The 23,016-nt window shown below is 72.2% G+C and carries 18 protein-coding genes; 8 read left to right on the plus strand and 10 right to left on the minus strand.

Annotated elements, in window-relative coordinates; all coding sequences use genetic code 11:
• Positions 1-153 precede the first annotated feature (153 nt).
• Positions 154-1,053, minus strand: a complete 900-nt coding sequence (locus tag ACGFRG_RS09865) for a TIGR01777 family oxidoreductase (protein ID WP_361425048.1) — start codon at positions 1,051-1,053, stop codon at positions 154-156.
• A 43-nt stretch (positions 1,054-1,096) separates the two neighbouring features.
• Here ACGFRG_RS09865 and ACGFRG_RS09870 point away from each other — a divergent pair, with 43 nt between their 5' ends.
• Both ACGFRG_RS09870 and ACGFRG_RS09875 read left to right on the plus strand, forming a co-directional pair.
• Positions 1,097-1,591 (plus strand): GNAT family N-acetyltransferase, encoded by a 495-nt coding sequence (locus ACGFRG_RS09870; RefSeq protein ID WP_361425045.1) that lies wholly within the window; start codon positions 1,097-1,099, stop codon positions 1,589-1,591.
• A 61-nt stretch (positions 1,592-1,652) separates the two neighbouring features.
• Entirely contained in the window at positions 1,653-2,723 is a 1,071-nt protein-coding gene (locus tag ACGFRG_RS09875; RefSeq protein ID WP_361425042.1) for a PP2C family protein-serine/threonine phosphatase, read from the plus strand.
• Positions 2,724-2,766: 43 nt separating this feature from the next.
• On the opposite strand, the gene ACGFRG_RS09880 is transcribed toward ACGFRG_RS09875, so the two are convergent.
• Entirely contained in the window at positions 2,767-3,288 is a 522-nt protein-coding gene (locus tag ACGFRG_RS09880; RefSeq protein ID WP_361425039.1) for a DUF4240 domain-containing protein, read from the minus strand.
• Between the two features lie 122 nt (positions 3,289-3,410).
• On the minus strand, positions 3,411-4,256 hold the full coding sequence (locus ACGFRG_RS09885; protein ID WP_361425036.1) for a winged helix-turn-helix domain-containing protein: 846 nt from the start codon (positions 4,254-4,256) through the stop codon (positions 3,411-3,413).
• A gap of 257 nt (positions 4,257-4,513) precedes the next feature.
• On the opposite strand from ACGFRG_RS09885, the gene ACGFRG_RS09890 reads away from it, so the two are divergent.
• On the plus strand, positions 4,514-4,735 hold the full coding sequence (locus ACGFRG_RS09890; protein WP_393262936.1) for a hypothetical protein: 222 nt from the start codon (positions 4,514-4,516) through the stop codon (positions 4,733-4,735).
• A gap of 13 nt (positions 4,736-4,748) precedes the next feature.
• Here ACGFRG_RS09890 and ACGFRG_RS09895 read toward each other — a convergent pair whose 3' ends face one another.
• The 6 genes from ACGFRG_RS09895 to ACGFRG_RS09920 form a co-directional block, all read right to left on the minus strand.
• The gene (locus ACGFRG_RS09895) at positions 4,749-5,645 is read right to left on the minus strand and encodes a GntR family transcriptional regulator (protein ID WP_361425030.1); all 897 of its coding nucleotides are present in this window, start codon (positions 5,643-5,645) and stop codon (positions 4,749-4,751) included.
• 165 nt (positions 5,646-5,810) lie between these two features.
• On the minus strand, positions 5,811-8,510 hold the full coding sequence (gene aceE / locus ACGFRG_RS09900) for a pyruvate dehydrogenase (acetyl-transferring), homodimeric type (RefSeq protein WP_393262939.1): 2,700 nt from the start codon (positions 8,508-8,510) through the stop codon (positions 5,811-5,813).
• Positions 8,511-9,267: 757 nt separating this feature from the next.
• Entirely contained in the window at positions 9,268-9,891 is a 624-nt protein-coding gene (locus ACGFRG_RS09905; protein ID WP_361425024.1) for a GntR family transcriptional regulator, read from the minus strand.
• A gap of 108 nt (positions 9,892-9,999) precedes the next feature.
• Entirely contained in the window at positions 10,000-11,763 is a 1,764-nt protein-coding gene (sucB, locus tag ACGFRG_RS09910; protein WP_361425021.1) for a 2-oxoglutarate dehydrogenase, E2 component, dihydrolipoamide succinyltransferase, read from the minus strand.
• A gap of 54 nt (positions 11,764-11,817) precedes the next feature.
• Positions 11,818-13,206 carry a dihydrolipoyl dehydrogenase gene (gene lpdA, locus ACGFRG_RS09915; protein WP_188274032.1) on the minus strand — a complete coding sequence of 463 codons (1,389 nt, stop codon included), beginning with the start codon at positions 13,204-13,206 and terminating at the stop codon, positions 11,818-11,820.
• Positions 13,207-13,551: 345 nt separating this feature from the next.
• Complete coding sequence (locus ACGFRG_RS09920; RefSeq protein ID WP_361425017.1) at positions 13,552-15,063, minus strand: leucyl aminopeptidase; 1,512 nt, start codon at positions 15,061-15,063, stop codon at positions 13,552-13,554.
• A gap of 298 nt (positions 15,064-15,361) precedes the next feature.
• Between ACGFRG_RS09920 and ACGFRG_RS09925 the strand changes: the two genes are divergently transcribed.
• From ACGFRG_RS09925 to ACGFRG_RS09945, 5 genes are all read left to right on the plus strand, one after another.
• Positions 15,362-17,389, plus strand: a complete 2,028-nt coding sequence (locus ACGFRG_RS09925; RefSeq protein WP_393262944.1) for a hypothetical protein — start codon at positions 15,362-15,364, stop codon at positions 17,387-17,389.
• Between the two features lie 36 nt (positions 17,390-17,425).
• The gene (pelF, locus tag ACGFRG_RS09930) at positions 17,426-18,967 is read left to right on the plus strand and encodes a GT4 family glycosyltransferase PelF (protein ID WP_361425011.1); all 1,542 of its coding nucleotides are present in this window, start codon (positions 17,426-17,428) and stop codon (positions 18,965-18,967) included.
• Entirely contained in the window at positions 18,964-20,421 is a 1,458-nt protein-coding gene (locus tag ACGFRG_RS09935; protein ID WP_393262946.1) for a hypothetical protein, read from the plus strand. The genes pelF and ACGFRG_RS09935 overlap by 4 nt, the downstream gene beginning before the upstream one ends.
• A gap of 68 nt (positions 20,422-20,489) precedes the next feature.
• On the plus strand, positions 20,490-21,134 hold the full coding sequence (locus ACGFRG_RS09940; protein ID WP_393262948.1) for a spherulation-specific family 4 protein: 645 nt from the start codon (positions 20,490-20,492) through the stop codon (positions 21,132-21,134).
• Positions 21,131-22,021, plus strand: coding sequence for an endo alpha-1,4 polygalactosaminidase (locus ACGFRG_RS09945; RefSeq protein WP_393262950.1), 891 nt, complete (start codon positions 21,131-21,133; stop codon positions 22,019-22,021). The genes ACGFRG_RS09940 and ACGFRG_RS09945 overlap by 4 nt, the downstream gene beginning before the upstream one ends.
• A gap of 124 nt (positions 22,022-22,145) precedes the next feature.
• Here the strand turns inward: ACGFRG_RS09945 and ACGFRG_RS09950 are convergent, their stop codons facing one another.
• On the minus strand, positions 22,146-22,925 hold the full coding sequence (locus ACGFRG_RS09950; protein WP_393262952.1) for an adenosylcobinamide-GDP ribazoletransferase: 780 nt from the start codon (positions 22,923-22,925) through the stop codon (positions 22,146-22,148).
• Positions 22,926-23,016 lie beyond the last annotated feature (91 nt).

The following is a 23,016-nucleotide window of genomic DNA, read 5'->3' on the forward strand; positions in this document are numbered from 1 at the left end:
ATGCCCCCAACGGGCCAACGAAATGCAGGAGTTCGGGGAGAGAGTAGAAAGCGCGGTCGAATTGGCGCGTCGCGCACGGGGCATCGCACCGGAGCACATGGGCGCACACCGTCCGTTCGCGGCGACGGCGCCGGGTCCGGGAGTGCGCCGCCGCTACTTGCGCAGCGCCGCCCCGATCGCCTCGTCCACCGTCGGGAACGCGAAGCGGAAGCCGGAGTCCAACAGACGGCGGGGGAGCACACGTTGGCTGCCCAGGACGTCCTCGGCGAAGTCGCCCAGGACCAGGCGCAGGGCCACGGCCGGGACCGGGAAGAGGGCCGGGCGGTGCAGGACGCGGGACATCGCGGCCGTCGCCTCCCGGTTGGTGACCGGATCCGGGGCCGTCAGATTGACCGGGCCGGACAGCTGAGGGGTGTCGATCAGATGCCGCAGCGCCGCGATGTGGTCGTGCAGCGCGATGAACGACCAGTACTGGCGGCCGTCGCCCATCCGACCGCCGAGCCCCGCGCGGAAGATCGGGAACAGCTTGCCCCAGGCGCCGCCCTCACGGGCCACCACCAGGCCCGTCCGCGCGAACACCGTCCGGATGCCCGCCTCCTGGGCCGGGGCCGCCGCCTCCTCCCAGTCCACGCAGACACCCGCGAGGAAGCCCTCGCCGGGCGGCGCCGACTCGTCCACCGCACGCGTGCCCGTATCGCCGTAGTAGCCGACCGCCGTGCCGCACACCAGCACCTTCGGCGGCACGTCCAGCGAGGCCAGCGCCTCGGCGAGGGCGGCCGTGCCGAGCACCCGGCTGTCGCGGATCTCCTTCTTGTACGCGGCCGTCCAGCGCCGGTCACCGACCCCGGCACCGGCCAGGTGGACCACCGCCTCGCACCCGGCGAGCGCGCCCGCGGCCGTGTCGACGTACCGCCGCTTCGGGTCCCACTCGACCTCGTCGGGCCGCTGCGCCCGGCGGCGCACCAGGCGCACCACCTCGTGGCCGTCCGCCTCCAGTGAGCGTGCCAGCGCCGTTCCGATGAGCCCGGTCGAGCCGGTGATCGCGATCCGCATGCCGCATTCTCTCCTCGTCCGTCGCTCCTGGCACAGTGGCCCCATGGCCGAGCCCTTCATACGTGTCGCGCGCCCCGCCGACGAAACCGCTCTCGCCGAGCTCGACCGGGCCGCGTGGTCACCGCTGCACGCCGTGCGGCCCCGGCCCGAGCCGCCGTACGAGCCGTTCTTCGACGCCCGGCATCCGCCCGAGGACTACCTGGTGGCCGAGCTCGACGGGCGCGTGGCCGGATATCTGCGCCTGGGGCGACCCACCCCGCTCGTCTGCAACAGCCATGTCCGCCAGATCCAGGGTCTCGCCGTCGCGGACCGGGCGCGCGGGCGCGGGGTCGCCCGGGCGCTGCTGCGCGCCGCCGGCGCCGAGTCCCGCCGCCAGGGCGCGCACCGGCTCACCCTGCGGGTCCTGGGCCACAACCGCCCGGCCCGCGAGCTCTACGAGTCGGAGGGCTTCGTGGTCGAGGGAGTGCTGCCCGGCGAGTTCTTCCTGGACGGCGAGTACGTCGACGACGTGCTGATGGGGCGCTCGCTCGCGCGGTGACGTAGAAGGTGACGTAGAAAGGGAGGTAACGGCATAGATCGGGCGTCTGAGGAGCTTCGCCATGGCGGACGAGGGCGCGTCCGGACTGCTGCCGGTCGCGGCCCGGCCCCTGTGGCAGCGGGCGGTCCCGGTGGTGGTCCTCGCCGGGATCACGGCCGCCCAGCTCGGCACCCCCAACGGGGTGGAGCTCGGCTACTTCCTCGCGGCCGTGCCCCCGCTCGCCGCCTTCGCCTACGGCCCCGTCGGCACCGTCGTGCTGGCCGCCATCACCTTCGCCGGTGTCCTGCTGCCGCACACCCGCGACTGGTATCCGCACGGCGGCGACATCCTCACCCTCGCGGTCGTCGTGGTCTTCAGCATCGTCGTGGCGTGGGTGCGCCAGCGCCGCGAGCACCAGCTGGTGACGGTCCGCACGGTCGCCGAGGCAGCCCAGCTCGCGGTGCTCCCGCCGCTGCCGGACGCCGTCGGCCCGGTGCGCTGCGCCGGCCTCTACCAGCCCGCCCAGGGCGGCACCCTGGTGGGCGGCGACTTCTACGACGTGCGCGAGGGGCCGTACGGCGTACGGGCGGTGGTCGCCGACGTCCAGGGGCACGGGCTCGCGGCGGTCGGCACGGTGGCCGCGCTGCTCGGCGCCTTCCGTGAGGCCGTGCTCGACGAGCCCACGCTGCGGGCCGTCGCGGCCCGGCTCGACCGCCGCCTGGTCGTGGACGCCGGGTCCGAGGGGAGCGGCGAGCTGTTCGCCACCGCGCTGCTCCTGGAGTTCCCGCCGCACGGCGGTGTCGTCCGCCTGGTGAGCTGCGGCCATCCGCCGGCGCTGCTGCTGCGCGGCGCCACGGCCGACGAGCTGGCCGCCGAGCCCGCGCCACCGCTCGGCCTGGGCCTGGCGGACCTGGAACCCCCCGGGGAGACGAGCGTGGACCTCGCGCCGGGCGACCGGATCCTCGCGTACACCGACGGGGTGACCGAGGCCCGTGACGGGGCCGGGGTCTTCTATCCGCTCGCCGACCGGCTGACCGCGCTGGCCCCGCGCGACGGGCTCGTGGCGCTCACCGAGGCGGTACGCGACGACCTCGCGCGGTACGCCGGGCGCGCCAAGGACGATGTGGCCCTGCTGGCCCTCGCCCCGCGCTGACACCGGCCCCGCGCCGACACCGGCCCCGCGCCGACACCGGCGGCTACGGCGTGCCGAAACGTTCCCACAGGCCGGGGAACCGTTCCGCCAGCGCGCTGTCGTCCTCGAAGTCGATCGGGGTGCCCAGCGGCTCGGTGGGCTGCGGCGGCAGACCGAGGTCCGGCGCGACCACCCCGGTCAGCTGCTCGTACGCCTCGTCCGCCGCGTACCCCAGGTCCTCGCCGTCGCCGTCGATCTCCTCGTCGAATTCGTCGAGCAGGGAGGACAGCGCGTCCGGGTCGTGCAGCGCGCCCTCGAAGACCTCCCGGCCCTGGCCGATCAGCCAGCAGCGGAAGTAGTCGAACGCGTCGTCGCTGGCCCCGCCGAGCAGCACGGCGGCCGCGCCCCACAGATCCCAGGCGTAGGCGCGGTTGTAGCGGGCCTCGAAGTGCCGCGCGAAGTCGAGGACGGAATCCGGGTCGAGCTGCACCAGCCGCTCCACCAGCAGCTCGGCATGGTCCTCGGGGTCGCCCTCGGCGTCCTCGCGGGTGCTGTCGATCAGCTCCCAGAATTCCGTCTCGTCCATCACGGGATCCAGCATCGTGGCTCGTGCGGGCCCGCGCACGCGGAGCCGTACAAATCAGCCCTTCGGGCGGCTGAATTCGGATCACTCGCCCCAGCCGTCCCGGCCGGCCCGCCGATCACCCGTCAGTCGCCCAGCGGCAGGGGCTCGGCGATGTTCTCCCAGCGGGACTCGAACCACACCTTTATCTGCTCGAAGCGGGCCCGCTCCAGCGCGCTCGACCCGTTGGCGTCCAGCGGCGAGGGGAAGAGCGCGTCGCTGTGCAGCTCCAGTACGTCGATGGCGGCGCCGTCCGGGTTGTTGTGCATCCGGCTCTCGCGCAGCCGGTAGTAGCCGGTGATCATCTCGGCGTCGTTGATGAGGTACCGCTTCTCGCCGGGAATCGTCGGCAGCCCCCGGATCTCCACCGACACCCGCTCCACCAGCCGCTCCTCGGCCAGCAGGGTGAGCGAGTGCTCAAGCGCTCCCGCGTACGTACGGATCACATGGCGCAGCCGCAGCAGCGGCCGGATGTCGTCCGGGTCGCCGACCGCGCGCGGAAACGGGTGCCGGGTGGTCAGATCGGGCAGCAGCACCCGCACCCGGATCGAGTCGGGGCTGGGCCGGCGCCCCTGCCGGATCGCCTCGGCCTCGTTCTGCACGGCCCGCGACAGCTGCTCGGTGTCGAGCGACCAGACGTCGAGCGAGACCCGGCGGGCGGAGAAGGCCCGTTCGATGTAGTACGCCAATGGCTGGAGGTTGGCCATCTGATTGGCGACCCGGGCGGCCCGCCCCGGCACGCCCTCCTCGATCAGCCCCTCGTCGCGCAGCACCTGAAGCGCGCTCTGGACGGTGCCCCGCCCCACCCCGTACCGCCGCTGCAACTGCTGCTGTTTGGGCAGCAGGTCGCCCGGGGTCAGCCGGCCGTCGCGGATTTGGCGGCGCAGATCGTCGGCGACCGAGCGGTAGCGGGGGTGCTCGGGGATCTCCACCCCGCGAGGCTACAACTCCCGGTCGGCCGGGGACAGAGACCTGCGTCCACCGGTCAACTGCCGTACTTGACCGGATGGTTGATCGGTCGATGGCGGGCGGTGCCCGGGCGACCGGCCCAGGTTGACCGATGTGCAGCCACCCGGACGCCGATGGCCGCCAATGGCTCCGGGTAGGAGAAGGGAACAGATTCTCTTGGCCAATGGGCCGCCAATCGCATGGATTGCGGCCGGTCCGGGCCACGACCGGAGGAGGTGCCATGGGGGCGCAGACCCGAATGGAGATCTTTTACGAACTGCTGTCGCACGCCGGGCTGTTGACGTCGGCACTCGGCCCGACGGGGCTGGTCGGACTGGTGCTGGGGGTGCTGCTGGTGAGGGAATCGGGCGCACCGGAGAAGCCGAAGGCGCCGCGCTCGTCGGGGACGCTGCTGTGTGTGGCGGCGGTAGTGGTGGTAGTACTGCTGACGGCAACACGCTGAGCCGCTGTGCGGCTCACCTTCCGTCCAGCGGCCGCGCGATGGTGTCCCACAGCGAGTCGAACCAGAGCTGGGTCTGCTGGACGTACGCGCCGGTCACATGGTCGCCGTCGACCGCCGTGTGCCGGAAGAGCATGCCCTCCACGCCGAGCATGTCGTAGATCTCGATCGGGTCCCGGTCGAGGTCGACCGTGCGCGACTGCACCTGGTAGTGACCGGCCAGCACCTCCTCGCCGTTGAGGATGTACACCTTCTGGGTCGGGGTGATGGAGACCTTCCGCGCCTCGACCGACACATCCGGGATCAGGCCGCGCACCTTGAGCATCCGCAGCGAGTGCCGCAGCGAGCCGTAGATGTGCCCGGTCGCCTCGCGCAGCCGCTCGCGCGGGCGGCTGTTGTCCGGGTCGCCGACGACCGCCGGGAGCGCGAGCGGCGCCTCCGCGTCGGGCAGCAGCACCCGCACCGCCACCCGGCCCGGCCGCGGCCCCCCGGCGCCGACCGCGACCAGCGGCCCGGCCAGGGCGGATGCCAGCGTCTCGCCGTTCAGGCAGTACGCGTCGATGGTGACCTCGTCCCGCCGGAAGCACTGCGCGACGCGCTCGCCGAGGAAGACGCCGGCCGGGCGGGGCGAATGGCGGCGCGCCTCGGGCACGGTGGGCCCGGCGGCCGGGGGCCGCGAGACCGTCGGGGGAGTGCCCTGCTGGGCCCGCTTGATCAGGCCCTCCTGCTCCAGGAGGACGAGGGCGCCGCGCACCGCGCCGCGCGAGACCTCGTACCGCTCGCAGAGCTCGGCCTGAGTGGGGATCCGGGCGCCGACGCGCAGGCCGCCGCCCAGGATGTGCTCGCGCAGGCCGTCCGCGACCACGTCCCGCGGACGCCGCTGTCCGCCGGGTGAAGCGCTGTCTCCAGGCACGCCTCCACTCTACAACGGCCTGCCAATGAAGGAGAGTTGTCTGCCGAAGCCTGCCATTGGACGTACCGGGCAGGGCGGTTCACAGGACAGCGGGCGGACACACGAGTGCCCTCCCCCTTCCGACGGAATTCCGTACGGAAGGGGGAGGGCACTCGGGCGTCGGGCTTACAGCCCGTAGCGCTCGCGGGCTTCCTTCACGGCCGAGGCCTTGACCTCGCCGCGCCGGGCCAGCTGGGCCAGGGCCGCGACGACGATCGACTGGGCGTCGACGCCGAAGTGGCGGCGGGCGGCGTCACGGGTGTCGGAGAGGCCGAACCCGTCGGCGCCGAGCGAGGAGTAGTCCTGCTCGACCCACTGCGCGATCTGGTCCGGGACCTGGCGCATGTAGTCGCTGACCGCGAGGACCGGGCCCTCGGCACCGGCCAGCGCCTGGCGTACGTACGGCACGCGCTCCTCGCCGCGCAGGAGGGCGGCGTCCGCCTCCAGGGCGTCGCGGCGCAGCTCGGTCCAGGAGGTGGCGGACCACACGTCGGCGGCCACGCCCCACTCCTCGGCGAGCAGCTTCTGGGCCTCAAGGGTCCAGTGGATCGCGGTGCCGGAGCCGAGCAGCTGGATGCGCGGGGGGTTGGCGGCGGCCACGTTCAGCCCGGCCGACTCGGCCGTGTTGAAGCGGTAGAGGCCCTTGACGATGCCCTCGTCGATCCCGGCCGGCTTGGCGGGCTGCGGCATGGGCTCGTTGTAGACGGTGAGGTAGTAGAAGACGTTCTGGTCCTCGCCCGGGGCCGCCTCGCCGTACATCCGGCGCAGACCGTCCTTGACGATGGTGCCGATCTCGTACGCGAAGGCCGGGTCGTACGTCAGCGCCGCCGGGTTGGTCGCGGCGATGACGGGGGAGTGACCGTCGGCGTGCTGGAGGCCCTCACCGGTCAGGGTCGTACGACCGGCGGTGGCGCCCACCAGGAAGCCGCGGCCCAGCTGGTCGCCGAGCTGCCACATCTGGTCGGCGGTGCGCTGCCAGCCGAACATCGAGTAGAAGATGTAGAACGGGATCATCGCCTCGCCGTGCGTGGCGTACGCGCTGGAGGCGGCGATGAAGTCCGCCATCGAACCGGCCTCGGTGATCCCCTCGTTGAGGATCTGCCCGTCCTTGGCCTCGCGGTAGTACATCAGCTGGTCGCGGTCGACCGGCTCGTACGTCTGGCCCTTCGGCGAGTAGATGCCGAGCGACGGGAACAGCGACTCCATACCGAACGTACGGGCCTCGTCCGGGACGATCGGGACCCAGCGCTTGCCGGTCTCCTTGTCGCGGATGAGGTCCTTGACGAGCCGCACGAAGGCCATGGTGGTGGCCATGGACTGGCTGCCGGACCCCTTGTCGAAGGCGGCGAACGCCTTGTCGGCCGGGGCGGGCAGCGGGGCGAGCGCGTGGGTGCGGCGGGCCGGGGCCGGGCCGCCGAGGGCGGCGCGCCGCTCCTGGAGGTAGCGGACCTCGGGAGAGTCGGCGCCGGGGTGGCCGTAAGGAACGACGCCGTCAACGAACTGGGCGTCGGAGATGGGCAGGTCGAGCAGATCCCGCATGTTCTTGAACTCGTCGTTCGAGAGCTTCTTCATCTGGTGGTTCGCGTTCTTGGACGCGAAGCCCTCACCGAGGGTGAAGCCCTTGACGGTCTGCGCCAGGATGACGGTGGGCGCGCCCTTGAATTCGAGGGCGGCCTTGTAGGCGGCGTACACCTTGCGGGGCTCGTGACCACCGCGGGAGAGGTGGAAGCACTCAAGGATCTTGTCGTCGGAGAGCAGCTTCGCCATCTCGACGAGCGCGGCGTCCTTGCCGAAGAAGTCCTCGCGGATGTAGGCCGCGTCGCGGGTCTGGTACGTCTGGACCTGCGCGTCCGGGACCTCGCGCAGGCGGCGGACGAGGGCCCCGGTGGTGTCGAGCGCGAACAGCTCGTCCCAGGCGCCGCCCCACAGCGACTTCACGACGTTCCAGCCGGCGCCGCGGAACTGGGCCTCCAGCTCCTGCACGATCTTGAAGTTCGCGCGGACCGGGCCGTCGAGGCGCTGCAGGTTGCAGTTGATGACGAAGGTGAGGTTGTCGAGGCCCTCACGCGCGGCGAGCGCGAGTGCGGCGGTCGACTCGGGCTCGTCCATCTCGCCGTCACCGAGGAAGGCCCAGACGTGGGACGCCGAGACGTCCTTGATCTTCCGGTTGGTGAGGTAGCGGTTGAAGCGAGCCTGGTAAATGGCGGAGAGCGGCCCGAGACCCATCGAGACGGTCGGGAACTCCCACAGCCAGGGGAGGCGGCGGGGGTGCGGGTAGGAGGGCAGGCCGTTGCCGCCGGCTTCCTGGCGGAAGTTGTCGAGGTGGCTCTCGTCGAGCCGCCCGTCGAGGAAGGCGCGGGCGTAGATGCCGGGGGAGGCGTGGCCCTGGATGTACAGCTGGTCGCCGGAGCCGTCCCCCTCCTTGCCCTTGAAGAAGTGGTTGAAGCCGGTCTCGTACAGCCAGGCGGCCGAGGCGAAGGTGGCTATGTGACCGCCGACGCCGTGCTTGGCGCCGCGGGTGACCATGGCGGCGGCGTTCCACCGGTTCCACGCCGTGATCCGGCGCTCCATCTCCTCGTCGCCGTCGATGACGGGCTCGGCGGAGCTGGGGATGGTGTTGACGTAGTCCGTCTCCAGCAGCTTCGGCAGGGCCAGGCCCGCACCCTCGGCGTGCTGGAGCGTGCGGCGCATCAGATACGCGGCCCGGTGCGGGCCGGCGGCCTTGGCGACGGCATCGAGGGAGGCCGCCCACTCGGCGGTCTCCTCGGTGTCACGGTCCGGGAGCTGGTCGAGCTCGCTCGGAAACTTGGCTACGGGGTCGGTCATGATCGCCGCCTTCCGGACTGGAGGGGGGTGGAGAAAAAGGGGCCTTGTCTGGCAGGACAGGGCGGTGGACCGGGTAAGTCCGCCGTTGACTGTAAGCCGACGATCGATGATCGATCAAAGCGTTGAGCGAAAAACTTCTCGATATGGAGAAAGTCGGCACAGGGTGCCGTGGAAGTCGGCACGGGGTGCCTTGTTTTCGCAGGTGGGGTGGGGTACGGATGAGCGGGGATGCCGGACTATGAGCGGGGCGCATCCCCCCTCTCCCTGCACCGAACCGGGGCTTCGCCCCGGGCCCCCTCGGTTCGTCCGCGGCCCGGTGGGGGCTGGTCGCGCAGTTCCCCACGCCCCTAGGGGGTGGGCGGTGCGGGTTCGGTTTCGTCTGCGGGCCGTCGTCGGTTGCTCGCGCCCGCGCGGCGGAGCCGCAAATGTCACAGTCCCGCGCCCCTAGGAGGGCCCTCCGGGCCCATATGGGTTGCTCGTGTGGGTTACCCGCGCCTTCCAGGAGGGCCCGAAGGGCCCATTAAGGGGCGCGGGGAACTGCGCGACCAGCCCCCACCGGCCCGCAGGTGAACGCGAAGCGGGTGCGCCGGGGCCGCAGGGGCGCAGCCCTGTTCAGGGTCCGGGGCGGAGCCCCGTAGCGGGGTGCAGGGGCGCAGCCCCGCTCGGGGGCCGGGGGCGTAGCCCCCGGGAAAGCGCCTTCACCCCCACCCACCCCCGGAGGGTTCAGGGAAGGGGTGGGGTGGGGGACGAAGCCGGGCTATGCCCGAGGTGCGCAGCCCAGGACGTGGGACTTGACCAGGGTGCCGATGCGCGGGTCGTGGCGGCGGAACGCTTCCACCAGCTCCTGGTGCTCCTCCGCGTAGGACTTCTGTACCGTCCCCAGCCAGCGGATGGACAGGGCTGTGAAGACCTCGATGCCCAGGCCCTCCCACGTGTGGAGCAGCACACTGTTCCCCGCCGCCCGCACCAGCTCCCGATGGAACCCGACCGTGTGCCGCACCTGCGCCGTACCGTCCGCCGCGGCATCCGCCTCGTACAGCGCCGCCACATGCGGCTCAAGCGCCGAGCAGTCCGCGGCCAGCCGGTCCGCCGCCAGCTCGGCGGCGATCTGCTCAAGACCGGCCCGTACGGGGTAGCTCTCCTCCAGGTCCGCCGCCGTCAAGTTCCGTACGCGTACACCCTTGTTGGGGGCCGACTCGATCAGCCGCAGGGACTCCAGCTCCCGCAGCGCCTCCCGCACGGGCGTCTGGCTCACCTGGAGCTCCACCGCGATCCGGCGCTCCACGATCCGCTCACCCGGCTTCCAGCGGCCACTGACGATCCCCTCCACGATGTGCTCGCGGATCTGCTCGCGCAGCGAGTGGACGACGGGCGGGGTCATGACGGGCTCCTTCACGCGAGCGGTGACCTCTAGACAATACGGCGGCGCCCCCACCAGGAATCACTCCGGGCGGGGGCGCCTTCGTCACAGACCGTACGGCCGCGCGCCTTACAGGCCGAGCTCGACCTCGAACTCGCCGGCCTCAAGGATCGCCTTGACGGCCGTCAGGTAACGGGCCGCGTCGGCGCCGTCGACCAGGCGGTGGTCGTAGGAGAGCGACAGGTAGGTCATGTCGCGGACGCCGATGACCGTGCCCTCGGCGGTCTCGATGACCGCCGGGCGCTTGACCGTGGCGCCGATGCCCAGGATCGCGACCTGGTTCGGCGGCACGATGACCGTGTCGAACAGCGCACCGCGCGAGCCGGTGTTGCTGATCGTGAAGGTCGCACCGGACAGCTCGTCCGGGGTGATCTTGTTGGCGCGGACCTTGCCGGCCAGCTCGGCGGTCGCCTTCGAGATACCGGCGAGGTTGAGGTCGCCCGCACCCTTGATGACCGGCGTCATCAGACCCTTCTCGGAGTCGACGGCGATGCCGATGTTCTCCGAGTCGAAGTACGTGATGGTGCCCTCGTCCTCGTTGATCCGGGCGTTGACGACCGGGTGGGCCTTCAGCGCCTGGGCCGCGGCCTTCACGAAGAACGGCATCGGCGAGAGCTTGACGCCCTCACGCGCGGCGAAGGAGTCCTTCGCGGCCGCGCGCAGCTTCATCAGCTTGGTGATGTCGACCTCGACGACCGAGGTCAGCTGGGCCTGCGAGTGCAGCGCCTTCATCATGTTGTCGCCGATGACCTTGCGCATGCGGGTCATCTTGACCGTCTGGCCGCGCAGCGGGGACGCCTCCAGGGAGGGGGCGGCCTTCGCGGCGGGAGCGGCGGCGGCGACCGGCGCCGGGGCGGCGGCCTTGGCGGCCTCGGCCGCGGCGATGACGTCCTGCTTGCGGATACGGCCACCGACGCCGGTGCCCTTGACCGCGCCCAGGTCCACACCGGACTCGGAGGCGAGCTTGCGGACCAGCGGCGTGACGTACGCGCCGTCGTCACCGGAGGTGGCGACCGGAGCCGGAGCCGGGGTCACCGGAGCCGGAGCGGCCACCGGCGCGGGGGCCGGGGCAGCCGGAGCCGGGGCGGGCGCGGCCGGGGCGGCCGGAGCGGCCACGGGGGCCGGAGCCGGAGCCGGGGCGGCAACCGGGGCGGGCGCCGGAGCAGCGGCCGGGGCCGGAGCGGCCGGAGCCGGAGCGGCGGCGGGCGCGGCACCGGCGGCACCGATGACGGCCAGCTTGGCGCCGACCTCGGCGGTCTCGTCCTCGCCGACCACGATCTCCAGGAGCACACCGGCGACCGGGGCCGGGATCTCGGTGTCGACCTTGTCGGTGGAGACCTCAAGAAGCGGCTCGTCCTCGGCCACCTCCTCGCCGACCTGCTTCAGCCAGCGGGTGACGGTGCCCTCGGTGACGGACTCGCCCAGGGCGGGCAGCGTCACGTCGGTGCCGGCGGCGGAACCGGCCGGGGCGGCGGCCGGAGCCGGAGCCTCGGCGGCGGGCGCCGGGGCGGCGGGGGCCTCGGCGGCCGGAGCGGCCGGGGCGGGGGCCGCGACCGGCTCGGCGGCCGGAGCCGGGGCAGCGGCGGGCGCGCCCGTGCCGTCGTCGATGATCGCCAGCTCGGCGCCCACCTCGACGGTCTCGTCCTCGGCCACCTTGATGGAGGCCAGGATGCCGGAGGCGGGGGCCGGGATCTCGGTGTCGACCTTGTCGGTCGAGACCTCGAGCAACGGCTCGTCGGCCTCGACGCGCTCGCCCTCGGCCTTCAGCCAGCGGGTGACGGTGCCCTCGGTGACGCTCTCGCCGAGCGCCGGAAGGGTTACGGAAACCGACATGGTTTCAGTTTCTCCTTACAGATTTGCGGAAGTGGTCGTCGCGCCCGAGGGCAATTAGTCGTGGGAGTGCAGCGGCTTGCCGGCCAGCGCCAGGTGAGCCTCGCCCAGCGCCTCGTTCTGGGTCGGGTGCGCGTGGATGAGCTGCGCGACCTCGGCCGGCAGGGCCTCCCAGTTGTAGATCAGCTGGGCTTCGCCGACCTGCTCGCCCATACGGTCACCGACCATGTGGACGCCGACCACGGCACCGTCCTTGACCTGGACGAGCTTGATCTCGCCCGCGGTCTTCAGGATCTTGCTCTTGCCGTTGCCCGCCAGGTTGTACTTCAGAGCGACGACCTTGTCCGCACCGTAGATCTCCTTGGCCTTGGCCTCGGAGATGCCCACGGAGGCGACCTCGGGGTGGCAGTACGTCACGCGCGGCACGCCGTCGTAGTCGATCGGGACGGTCTTGAGACCGGCCAGACGCTCCGCCACCAGGATGCCCTCGGCGAAGCCGACGTGCGCGAGCTGGAGGGTCGGGACGAGGTCACCGACGGCCGAGATGGTCGGCACGTTGGTGCGCATGTACTCGTCGACCAGGACGTAGCCGCGGTCCATCGCGACGCCCTGCTCCTCGTAACCGAGGCCCTGCGAGACCGGGCCGCGGCCGATGGCGACGAGGAGGACCTCGGCCTCGAACTCCTTGCCGTCGGCCAGGGTGACCTTCACGCCGTTCTGGGTGTACTCGGCCTTCTGGAAGAAGGTGCCGAGGTTGAACTTGATGCCGCGCTTGCGGAACGCGCGCTCAAGAAGCTTCGAGGAGTTCTCGTCCTCGGCCGGGACGAGGTGCTTGAGGCCCTCGACGACGGTGACGTCGGTGCCGAAGGACTTCCACGCCGAGGCGAACTCGACGCCGATGACGCCGCCGCCCAGGATGATCGCGGACTGCGGGACGCGGTCCAGGGTCAGCGCGTGGTCCGAGGAGATGATGCGGTTGCCGTCGATCTCCAGGCCCGGCAGCGACTTCGGCACGGAGCCGGTCGCCAGGAGGACGTGGCGGCCCTGGACACGCTGGCCGTTGACGTCGACCGAGGTGGCGGAGGAGAGCTTGCCCTCGCCCTCGATGTACGTCACCTTGCGGGAGGCGACCAGGCCCTGGAGGCCCTTGTACAGGCCGGAGATCACGTCGTCCTTGTACTTGTGGACGGCGTTGATGTCGATGCCCTCGAAGGTGGCCTTGACACCGAACTGCTCGGCCTCGCGCGCCTGGTCCGCGATCTCACCGGCGTGCAGCAGGGCCTTCGTCGGGATGCAGCCGTTGTGCAGGCAGGTGCCGCCGAGCTTGTTCTTCTCGATCAGTGCGACGTCCAGGCCCAGCTGAGCTCCGCGCAGGGCCGCGGCGTAACCGCCACTGCCACCGCCGAGGATCACTAGGTCGAAAACGGTGCTGGCGTCGTTCGCCACGTCACGTCCTCCATGCATGTGCGCCGGTCGCCGGTCACCGCTGACCGGTCGGCGGCTAGTGTTCGGCCGCTGTCTTCGTCGGCCCTGTGGTGGGGGCCCTGTCCTGCCGAGAACCCATCTTCGCACTTGTTGCCGGAAGGCGGGACGCGGGGCCGGGCTGTGGGACGGCTGATCGCCGGTTGCGGGGGCGATCGCCGTGTACTCACGTGTCGATTTCGTCCAGAGCGCAATCCGGACGTCATCGGAGCATGGACACCGCAGGTGTCCGGGGGGTGAACACGAACGGCCTCGGACATATGCCCGAGGCCGTTCGTGTCATCGGGCGTCGGCCCAGGTCATACGGTGTCAGCCGAGCTCGCCGTCGGCGGTGCGCTCGGCCAGCCGGACCAGGGTGCGCACGGCGGAGCCGGTGCCGCCCTTGGGGGTGTAGCCGAAGGGGGCGCCCTCGTTGAAGGCCGGGCCCGCGATGTCCAGGTGGGCCCAGGTGATGCCCTCGCCCACGAACTCCTTCAGGAACAGGCCGGCCACCAGGCCGCCGCCCATCCGCTCGCCCATGTTGGCGATGTCGGCGGTCGGGGAGTCCATGCCCTTGCGCAGGTCGGCGGGGAGCGGCATCGGCCAGGACGGCTCGCCGGCCTCCTCGGCGGTCTCGTGGACCGCGGTGCGGAAGGCGTCGTCGTTGGCCATCACACCGAAGGTGCGGTTGCCGAGCGCGAGCACCATGGCGCCGGTCAGCGTCGCCACGTCGACGATCGCGTCCGGGTTCTCCTCCGAGGCCCGGGTCAGCGCGTCGGCCAGCACCAGACGGCCCTCGGCGTCGGTGTTCAGGACCTCGACGGTCTTGCCGCTGTACATGCGCAGCACGTCGCCCGGGCGGGTGGCGGTGCCGGACGGCATGTTCTCGGCGAGCGCCAGCCAGCCGGTGACGTTGACCCGCAGGCCGAGGCGGGCGGCCGTGACGACGGCGGCGAAGACGGCGGCGGCGCCGGCCATGTCGCACTTCATCGTCTCGTTGTGGCCGGCCGGCTTCAGCGAGATGCCGCCCGAGTCGTAGGTGATGCCCTTGCCGACGTAGGCGAGCGACTTGGCCGCCTCCGGGTGCGTGTACGCGATCTTGACCAGGCGGGGCGGGTTGGCCGAGCCGGTGCCGACGCCCAGGATGCCGCCGTAGCCGCCCTTGGTGAGCGCCTTCTCGTCGAGCACCTGGACCTTGACGCCGTGCTCCTTGCCCGCCGCCGTCGCGACTGCCGCGAAGGATTCGGGGTAGAGGTCGTTCGGCGGGGTGTTCACCAGGTCGCGGGCGCGGTTGATCTCCTCGGCCAGCATGATGGCGCGCTCGGCGGCCGCCTTGTGAGCCTTGTCACGCGGCTTGGCGCCGAGCAGGGCGATCTCGGCCAGCGGCGCCTTCGCGCCCTTCCCGTTCTCCTGGTACGCGGTGAAGGCGTACGCGCCGAGCAGTGCGCCCTCGGCGATCGCGGCGACGTCCTCGGCGGCCTCGACGGGCAGCGCGAACGCGGCCTTCTTGGTGCCGGTCAGCGCGCGGGCCGCGACACCGGCGGCGGTGCGCAGCACCTCGGCGCCGAACGCCTCGTCCTTCTCGGGAGCCGCGCCGAGCCCGACCGCCAGCACGACCGGCGCCTTCAGGCCGGACGGCGACGGCAGCTTGGTCGCCTCGCCCTCGGCACCCGAGGCACCCAGGGTCTCCAGGACGCCGGCGAGCTTGCCGCCGAACGCCTTGTCCACGGCCTCGGCGCCCGGGGCGACGACAGCGCCCTTGGCGCCCTTGGCGACGCCGACGACGATGGCGTCGGCGCGCAGCGTCGCGGCACCGGCAGTGCTGAGAGTCAGAGCAGTCACGGTGGTGAAGTCTCTCTTCCGTTGAGTTTCCGAGCCGAGGGATGGGTCGGCTGTGCCCCGGCGCATCGTAAATCGGCCGAGTTGGGCGCGGATACGAGCGTACGCGCGCAAGTGTGCTCCGATCACGGCGGCGGCAATTCACTCATCCGTGGTGTCTCCTCAATGTTCCCCCGCCAGACTGTGATCGCTCGGTCACACTCGGCCCGTTCGGGCAAGGGCGCACGGGGCTCCTTTGCATCATCTCCACAGGTCCTCCCCTGCGCGTACGCATGTGGAAGGGCCCCCATGAGGGGGGAACATGAACAAGGCATACGGCTCGAACGCGGGCAGAACGACGGTGGCGCTGCTCACCGCCGGGCTCCTGGCGGCGGGCATACCCGCGGCCTCGGCCGATGTGACGACGCCGCCGAGAATCGACCTGAAGGTGCTGGTCCTCGACGACGGCGGCAGCGCCGTCGACGCGCTGGTGTGGGAGCTCAACAGCATCGGGCTGCCGTACCAGACGGTGAAGCTGGGGGACTCGGGGCGCCCGAGCGTGGACGCGGCGTTCCTCGGTGACACGGTGGACGGCCGGCCGCGCGCCAAGTTCCAGGGCGTCATCGCGCCCAACGACATACCGTTCGGCTCCGCCGACAGCCCCGAGCAGACCGCGCTCGCGACGTACGAGAAGACCTTCGGCATCCGCCAGATCGACGCGTACACCTGGGCCCACCCCGAGGTCGGGCTCGACTACACCGACCAGAACGGCGGCTGGGCCGGCGTCCTGGACGGCGCCAGGACCCAGCTCACCGACGCCGGGAAGTCCGGCCCCTTCGGCTACCTCGACGGCCCGGTCCCCTTCGAGGACAACTCCCCGCTCGTCTCCGAGAGTTACGGCTACGCGGCCCATCCCCGGGACGGCTACACCAGCTATCTCACCGCGCCCACCGGCGGCTCGCTGCTCGGCTCCTACACGCACGACGGCCGCAGCGAACTCGTCGTCACCTTCGCCTACAACCAGTACCAGGAGCAGTTCAAGGTGCTGGCCCGGGGCATGGTGGAGTGGCTGACCCAGGGCGTACACCTCGGGCAGAGCCGCAACTACTTCGCGGTGCATGTCGACGACGTCCTCGCGCCGGACGCCCGCTGGGACACCGCGCTCCACTGCACACCCGGCGACTTCGACTGCGCCGGCGGGGCAGGCGCGACCAGCGACATCCGGATGACCGCGGCCGACGCGCAGTACGCGGCCCAGTGGGAGCAGTCCAGCGGCCTCACCCTCGACCTGCTCTACAACGGCGGTTCCGGCGACGAGTGGAAGGCCGAGCACGGCAACGCCGACCCCCTCGCCGCCCAGCTGCTCGCCGACAAGGCCAGGTTCCGGTGGGAGAACCACACCTACACCCATGAGTTCCTCGGCTGCGTCCAGGACACCACCACCGTGCCCTGGAGCTGCGCCAAGAACCCGGACGGCAGCACCCAGTGGGTGAGCCGCGGCGACATTTACGGCCAGATCATCAACAACTACAACTGGGGTGTGCAGAACGGCCTTCCGGTCGACCGCACCGAACTGGTCACCGGTGAGCACTCCGGCCTGAAGACCCTGCCGCAGCAGCCCCAGGACAACCCCGAACTCGCCGGCGCGCTCGCCGACGCCGGGGTCAGGTGGACCGGGAGCGACGACTCGCGCGAGCCGCAGCAGCGCCCGGTCGGCAACGCCCTCACGGTGCCGCGCTACCCGATGAACGTGTACTACAACGTGGGCAAGGCAGCCGAGATGACCGACGAGTACAACTGGATCTACACCTCGAAGGCGGACGGCGGCAGCGGGGTGTGCGAGAACAACCCGACGTCGACCTGCCTGCCCGCGCCGCTGGACACGGCCACCGGCTACCAGTCGTACATCGTGCCGCAGGAAGCCTCCACCGCCCTGCGCCATGTGCTGGCCAACGACCCGCGCCCGCACTACCTGCACCAGTCCAACCTCGCCGAGGAGCGGATCGCCTACCCGGTCCTCGACAAGGTGCTCGGCGACTACCGCGGCCTGTTCGCGGACAGCGCGCCCATCGTCAACCTGCGGCAGAAGGACATCGGCACCGAGCTCAGCCGCCAGTCCGCCTGGGCCCAGGCCCTCGCCGACGGCAAGGTCACCGCGTACCGCGTCGGGAACACCGTGACCGTCCAGACGCCGTCCGGCGTGATGGCCCCCGTCACCGCTCCCGAGGGCACGGTCAGGCAACAGCTTCTCGGCACCGCCGCGTTCGGCACGCCGTACGCCGGTCAGCGCTCCGCCTGGTCCGCACCCGACGTCTTCCAGACGGCGATCACGCTGAAGCTCCCGGCCTGACCGGCCGTCCGTCATCGCTGTCCAGGGGGGACACCAATGCCGAGCAGTGGCCGTCATGTCACCATGCTCACGGAAGGCACCTATCCGCACATCCACGGTGGTGTGAGCACATGGTGCGACCAACTCGTCCGGGGCATGCCGGAGGTGGACTTCAACGTCCTGGCCCTCACCGGCAGCGGACGTGAACCGGTCACCTGGGAGCTGCCGCCGAACGTGTACCGGCACACCGCGTTCCCGCTCTGGGGACCGGCACCGGCACGGCGGCCGCTCCTCGGCAAGGAACGGCGCCGCTTCACAGACGTCTACGAGCGGTTCCTGCTCTCGATGCTCGACCCGGAGTCCGGCTGCGACTTCACCCAGGGCCTGTACGCCCTGGCGCGGCTGGCCCGGGCCGGGCGGCTCTCCGCCGCGCTGCGCTCGGAGGCCGCGCTGCGCTCGCTCATGTGGATCTGGACGATGCCGCATCTGCAGATCGCCGCCGCGCGGCCCACCGTGCACGACGCCCTCACCGCCACCGATCTCCTGGAACACGCGCTGCGCCCGCTGGCCGCCCGGCTTCCGGAGGACTGCGTGGCGCACGCGGTCAGCAGCGGGCTCGCCACCCTGCCCGCGCTCGCCGCCCAGCACCTGGACGGTGTGCCCTTTCTCCTCACCGAACACGGGATCTATCTGCGCGAGCGCTACCTCGGCTACCGCACCGGCGAGCAGAGCTGGCCGGTGAAGTCGGTGATCCTGAGCTTCTACCGGGAGCTCAACTCGATGGGCTACCGCCAGGCCGACCTCATCACCCCGTGCAACCAGTACAACCGGCGCTGGGAGGAGCGCGGCGGTGCGCCGGCCGACCGGATCCGCACCGTCTACAACGGCGTGGACCCCAACCTCTTCCCGCACGCCGGGCCCGATCCGGCGGTGCCCACCCTCAGCTGGTGCGGCCGCGTCGACCCCATCAAGGACCTGGAGACGCTGATCCGGGCGTACGCCATGATCAGGGCCGAACTGCCGGAGGTGCGGCTGCGGTTGTTCGGCCCCGTCCCGGCGGGCAACGCCGACTACCGCACCAGACTGGAGAAGCTCGCCGCCGAACTCGGCGTGAGCGACGGCATCAGCTACGAGGGCCGCATCAGCGACGTCGCCAGCGCGTACGCGGCGGGGAGCGTGGTGATGCTCTCCAGCATCAGTGAGGGCTTCCCTTTCTCCATCATCGAGGCCATGTCCTGCGGCCGGGCCACGGTCTCCACGGACGTCGGCGGGGTGCGCGAGGCGGTCGGTGACGCCGGTCTCGTGGTCCCGCCGCGCGAGCCCGCGCTGATGGCCGAGGCCACGCTCACGCTGCTGCGCGACGACGCGTACCGGGCCGAACTGGGCGCGCGGGCCCGTACCCGGGTCGTCGACCGGTTCACGCTGCACCGGTCCGTGGACGGCTTCCGCCGGATCTATCTGGAGCTCGCCGGTGTCCCCGAGCCGCGGTTCGCGGACGAGCGGCGCCCCGGGACACCGCAGGAGGCCGCCGACGACTGGACGCTCCAGCTCACCGATCCCTGGTACCGGGAGCTGGCGTCGGACGGATCGGTCTGGTGAGCGGCTCGCTCTGGCTGGGCAGGGAGGGCCAGGACACCCTGCCCTACATCCCGCGCCAGCGCCCGCACACGGCCGCCGATCCCGTCGACGAACTCGTGGACCGGCTGGAGGACTTGATAGCGGCGGCCGTCCACCCCGACGAGGTGGCGGCCATCCTCGAATCCGACGGGATGACCGACGCGCACATAAGGACCACCTACGGCCGCCAGGACTCCTTCGCGCTCGCCGAGGACCTCTACGCGCGCGTGGAGCGCCGCTACCCGCGGGTCGCGGGCCCGGCCGCCGACCCCTGGCACGCGTCGCTGCCCGCCTGCCTGCTGCGCGGCCTGCTCTTCGCCCTGCCGGGCCTCGCGTACGTGCTGGGGGCGCCGCTGCTCGCGGGCCCGCCGAACGGGCTCGGCATGCCCTCGGGCACGGTCCCGCTGCTCGCCGGGGCGATCACCGGGTGGGTGTGGAACCAGGGCCTCTCGCACCGCGCCTACTCCTGGCTCGGCCTCGGCGACCGCCCGGCCGCGGCCAGGGCGCTGCGCACCGGGGCGCCGCTCGGGGCGGTGCTGAGCGGGCTCGTCGCGCTGGCGGTGGCCGGTCCGGGTGAGCTGCCCGCCGCCGCGTTCGCCGCCGGGCAGGCGGTGTATCTGGCGGCGGCGACCGTCCTGCTGGCGCTGGGGCGCGAACGCGATCTGCTGTGCGCGCTGGTGCCGTTGGCGGCGGGCGCGGCGCCGACCGTCTCGTACGACCTGCCCGACGCGCTGCGCACCGGGCTGCTCCTGCTCTCGCTCGCGGCGGCGGCGGGCTTCGCGGCCCGGGCCCTGGCCGAGGCGGGCGGCGACGGCGACTTCGACGCGGCGGCGGACGACCGGCCGGGGCCACGGCTCACCGCGTCGGTCCCGTACGCGCTGTTCGGGCTCGGCACCGCGATGCTGGTGCTGTACGCGGCGGTTGGCGACGTGCTCGCCGACGGCGCGGACTCGGCCGTCGCCGCGCCCTCGGCGGTCGCGCTGACGCTGAGCATGGGACCCGCCGAGTGGCTGCTGTACCGCTTCCGCAGCGAGAGCCTGGCCGGACTGCGGGAGAGCACCACGGCGTACGGCTTCCGCAAGGCCGTCGCCGCCACCGTCGCGGTGTGCCTCGGCGGCTATCTGGCCGTGCTGCTCGCGCTCACGCTCGCCGGAACGGCACTGTGGCCGGGCGCCCCCGAGCTCGGCGCGCTGCGGCTCGCCGGACTGCTCGCCACCGGCATGGTGCTGTGGACGGCGCTGCTGCTCCAGTCGTTCGGCGCGGTGCGCGGCGCGGCCGCCGTGTGCTGCACGGCGGGCGGGATCCAGGTCCTCGCGCTGCTGACCGGGGCGGGCCGTCCGAGCACGGTCGGGCCGGTGGTGGCGGCCGTCGCGGCCGCCCTGCTCGCCGTGCTCGTCGGCGTCCTGCTGGGAAGGGCGACGGCACATCGGCTATGACCGCTCACCCCGGCACCCGCCCGACGGACACCCCGGCCGCGCCAACGAGGACGGAGACCCCGTACGACATGCACCAGACGCACCGCGATCTGCTCGTACCGTTCTACGACCACCCCGCCGACCGGCCCGACGCCTGGGAGCGGCTGATCGCCGCCGCGCCCCGGCTGTACGGGGTGGTGCTCAACCCGGCCAGCGGCGCGGGCGAGGCGCCCGACCCGGCGTTCGCCGCGGCCGCGGCCCGGCTGGGCGCGGCGGGTGTGCCGGTCCTCGGCTACGCGGACACCGACTACGGCCGCCGCGCGCACGCCGACGTCGTACGGGACCTGCTGCGCCACCGCGACTGGTACGGCGCCGACGGCGCGTTCCTGGACCAGGCGGCCACCGACCCGGCGCTGCTCGCGCACTACCGGCGGCTCTCGGTCGCCGCGCGCGCGGCCGGGGCCGATACCCTGGTCCTCAACCACGGCGCCCATCCGGACCCCGGTTACGCCGACTTGGCCGACCTGCTCGTCACGTACGAGGGCACCTGGGCGACGTATCCGACCGTGGTGATCCCGCCGTGGACGCGGAGCCATCCGCCGGACCGGTTCTGCCATCTCGTCTACGCCGCCCCGCCCGGCGCGCGCCCGGCCACCCCGGTGCACTGCGCGGTACCGGGCGAGGCCCCGCACCCGTGGGGCACCCTTCCGCACCTCCTGGAGCCCGTCCGATGACACGCCCGAATCGCCTCGCCCTCGCGCTGCTGCTGCCGCTGCTCCTGGTGGTGGCGGGGTGCTCCTCCTCGTCCGACGACGGGTCCGGCCCGGACGAGAGCGACAACGCCCGGCCGGCTCCGTCCGGTTCGCAGGCCCCGTCCGCGTCCGGCGGCCCGACCCAGTCCGCGTCCCCCGAGGCCGACCACGGCCGCTGGCAGCCGAAGCCGGGGGTGGCCTGGCAGTGGCAGCTCACCGGCACGCTGGACCCGACGGTGAACGTCCCGGTGTACGACGTCGACGGCTTCAACATCTCCAAGGCGCAGGTCGACGATCTGCACCGGCGCGGGCGCAAGGTCATCTGCTACGTCTCCACCGGCGCCTGGGAGGACTTCCGTTCCGACGCCGACAGCTTCCCCAAGTCGGCCCTCGGCAAGGGCAACGGCTGGAAGGGCGAGCGCTGGCTCGACATCCGCCGCACCGACGTGCTGGGCCCGCTGATGGCCAAGCGGTTCGACATGTGCAAGCAGAAGGGGTTCGACGCGGTGGAGCCGGACAACATGGACGGTTACGCCAACGAGACCGGCTTCCCGCTCACGGCCGCGCAGCAGCTCGCGTACAACCGGTTCATCGCGCGGCTGGCCCATGACCGGGGGATGGCGGTCGGTCTGAAGAACGACCTCGATCAAATCCCGGACCTGGTAAGGGACTTCGACTTCGCGGTGAACGAGCAGTGCGCGGAGTTCGGTGAGTGCGAGCGGTTGGCGCCCTTCACCGGCGCGGGTAAGGCCGTGTTCCACGTCGAGTACGACCGTGAACCCCGGCAGTTCTGCGACCAGGCGCGGAAGCTTCAGCTCAGCTCGATGGAGAAGGAGAAGGAGCTGGGGACTTGGCGCAAGGCGTGCTGAGTTCTTCGAGTGCGGGTCCGTTGTGGCTGGTCGCGCAGTTCCCCGCGCCCCTAAAGGAGGGCCCGAAGGGCCCATCCAAGGGGCGCGGGGAACTGCGCGAGCAACCACACACGGTCCGCAGCCCCTAGAGCGGCCCCAGCGCCGACACGATCAGGGCCGTGGTTGTCGCCGTCTCCGCCAACGCGCCGAACACATCCCCGGTGACCCCGCCGAAGCGGCGTACGCAGTGGGACAGGAGCAGTTGGGCCGCGCCCAGCGCCGCCGCCATCGCCAGCGCCTGGTGCAGGGCCGCGCTGAGGCCCAGCGGTGCCCCGGCCGCCGCGCAGCCGGCCGCGACCAGAACCGCCACCCCCGCCGCCGCCCGCAAGGGCACCGCGCCAGCGACCGCCGCGCCCAGGCCGTCCGGGCGGGCCGGGGGTACGCCCGGGCGGCAGGCGAGGGTGAGGGTGAGGCGGGCCGTCACGGCCGCGACCGTCGCCGCCAGCGCGCCCCGGGGCCAGCTCGCCGCGTACAGCTCGGACAGGGCCGCCACCTGGCCGAGCAGGACGAAGACCAGGGTGAGGACGCCGAACGGGCCGATGTCCGACTGCTTCATGATCCGCAGCGCGTCCTCGGCGGGCTTGGCGCTGCCCAGGCCGTCGGCCACGTCCGCGAGGCCGTCCAGGTGCAGGCCCCGGGTGAGCGCGGCCGGGACGGCGGCGGTGGCGACGGCGGCGAGCAGCGGGCCCGAGTCCAGGAGCAGGAAGGCGCCCCCGGCGGCCGCCGCGCACAGGCCGACCACCAGACCGGCCAGCGGCGCCCAGAGCATCCCGGCCCGGGCCGCCGGGCGGTCCCAGCGGGTGACCCGGACCGGCAGCGCGGTGAGGGTGCCGAAGGCGAAACGTATGCCGTCCATGGGATTCATCGGCCGCAGGGTATCCCGAGCCGGACCCAGCCGACCGGGCCGAGCCGGGCCAGGTCGTGGGGCTGTCGTCGGACCTGCCGTCACTCCGTGC

This window comes from Streptomyces sp. NPDC048696 (assembly GCF_043198895.1).
Classification (GTDB): Bacteria; Actinomycetota; Actinomycetes; order Streptomycetales; family Streptomycetaceae; genus Streptomyces.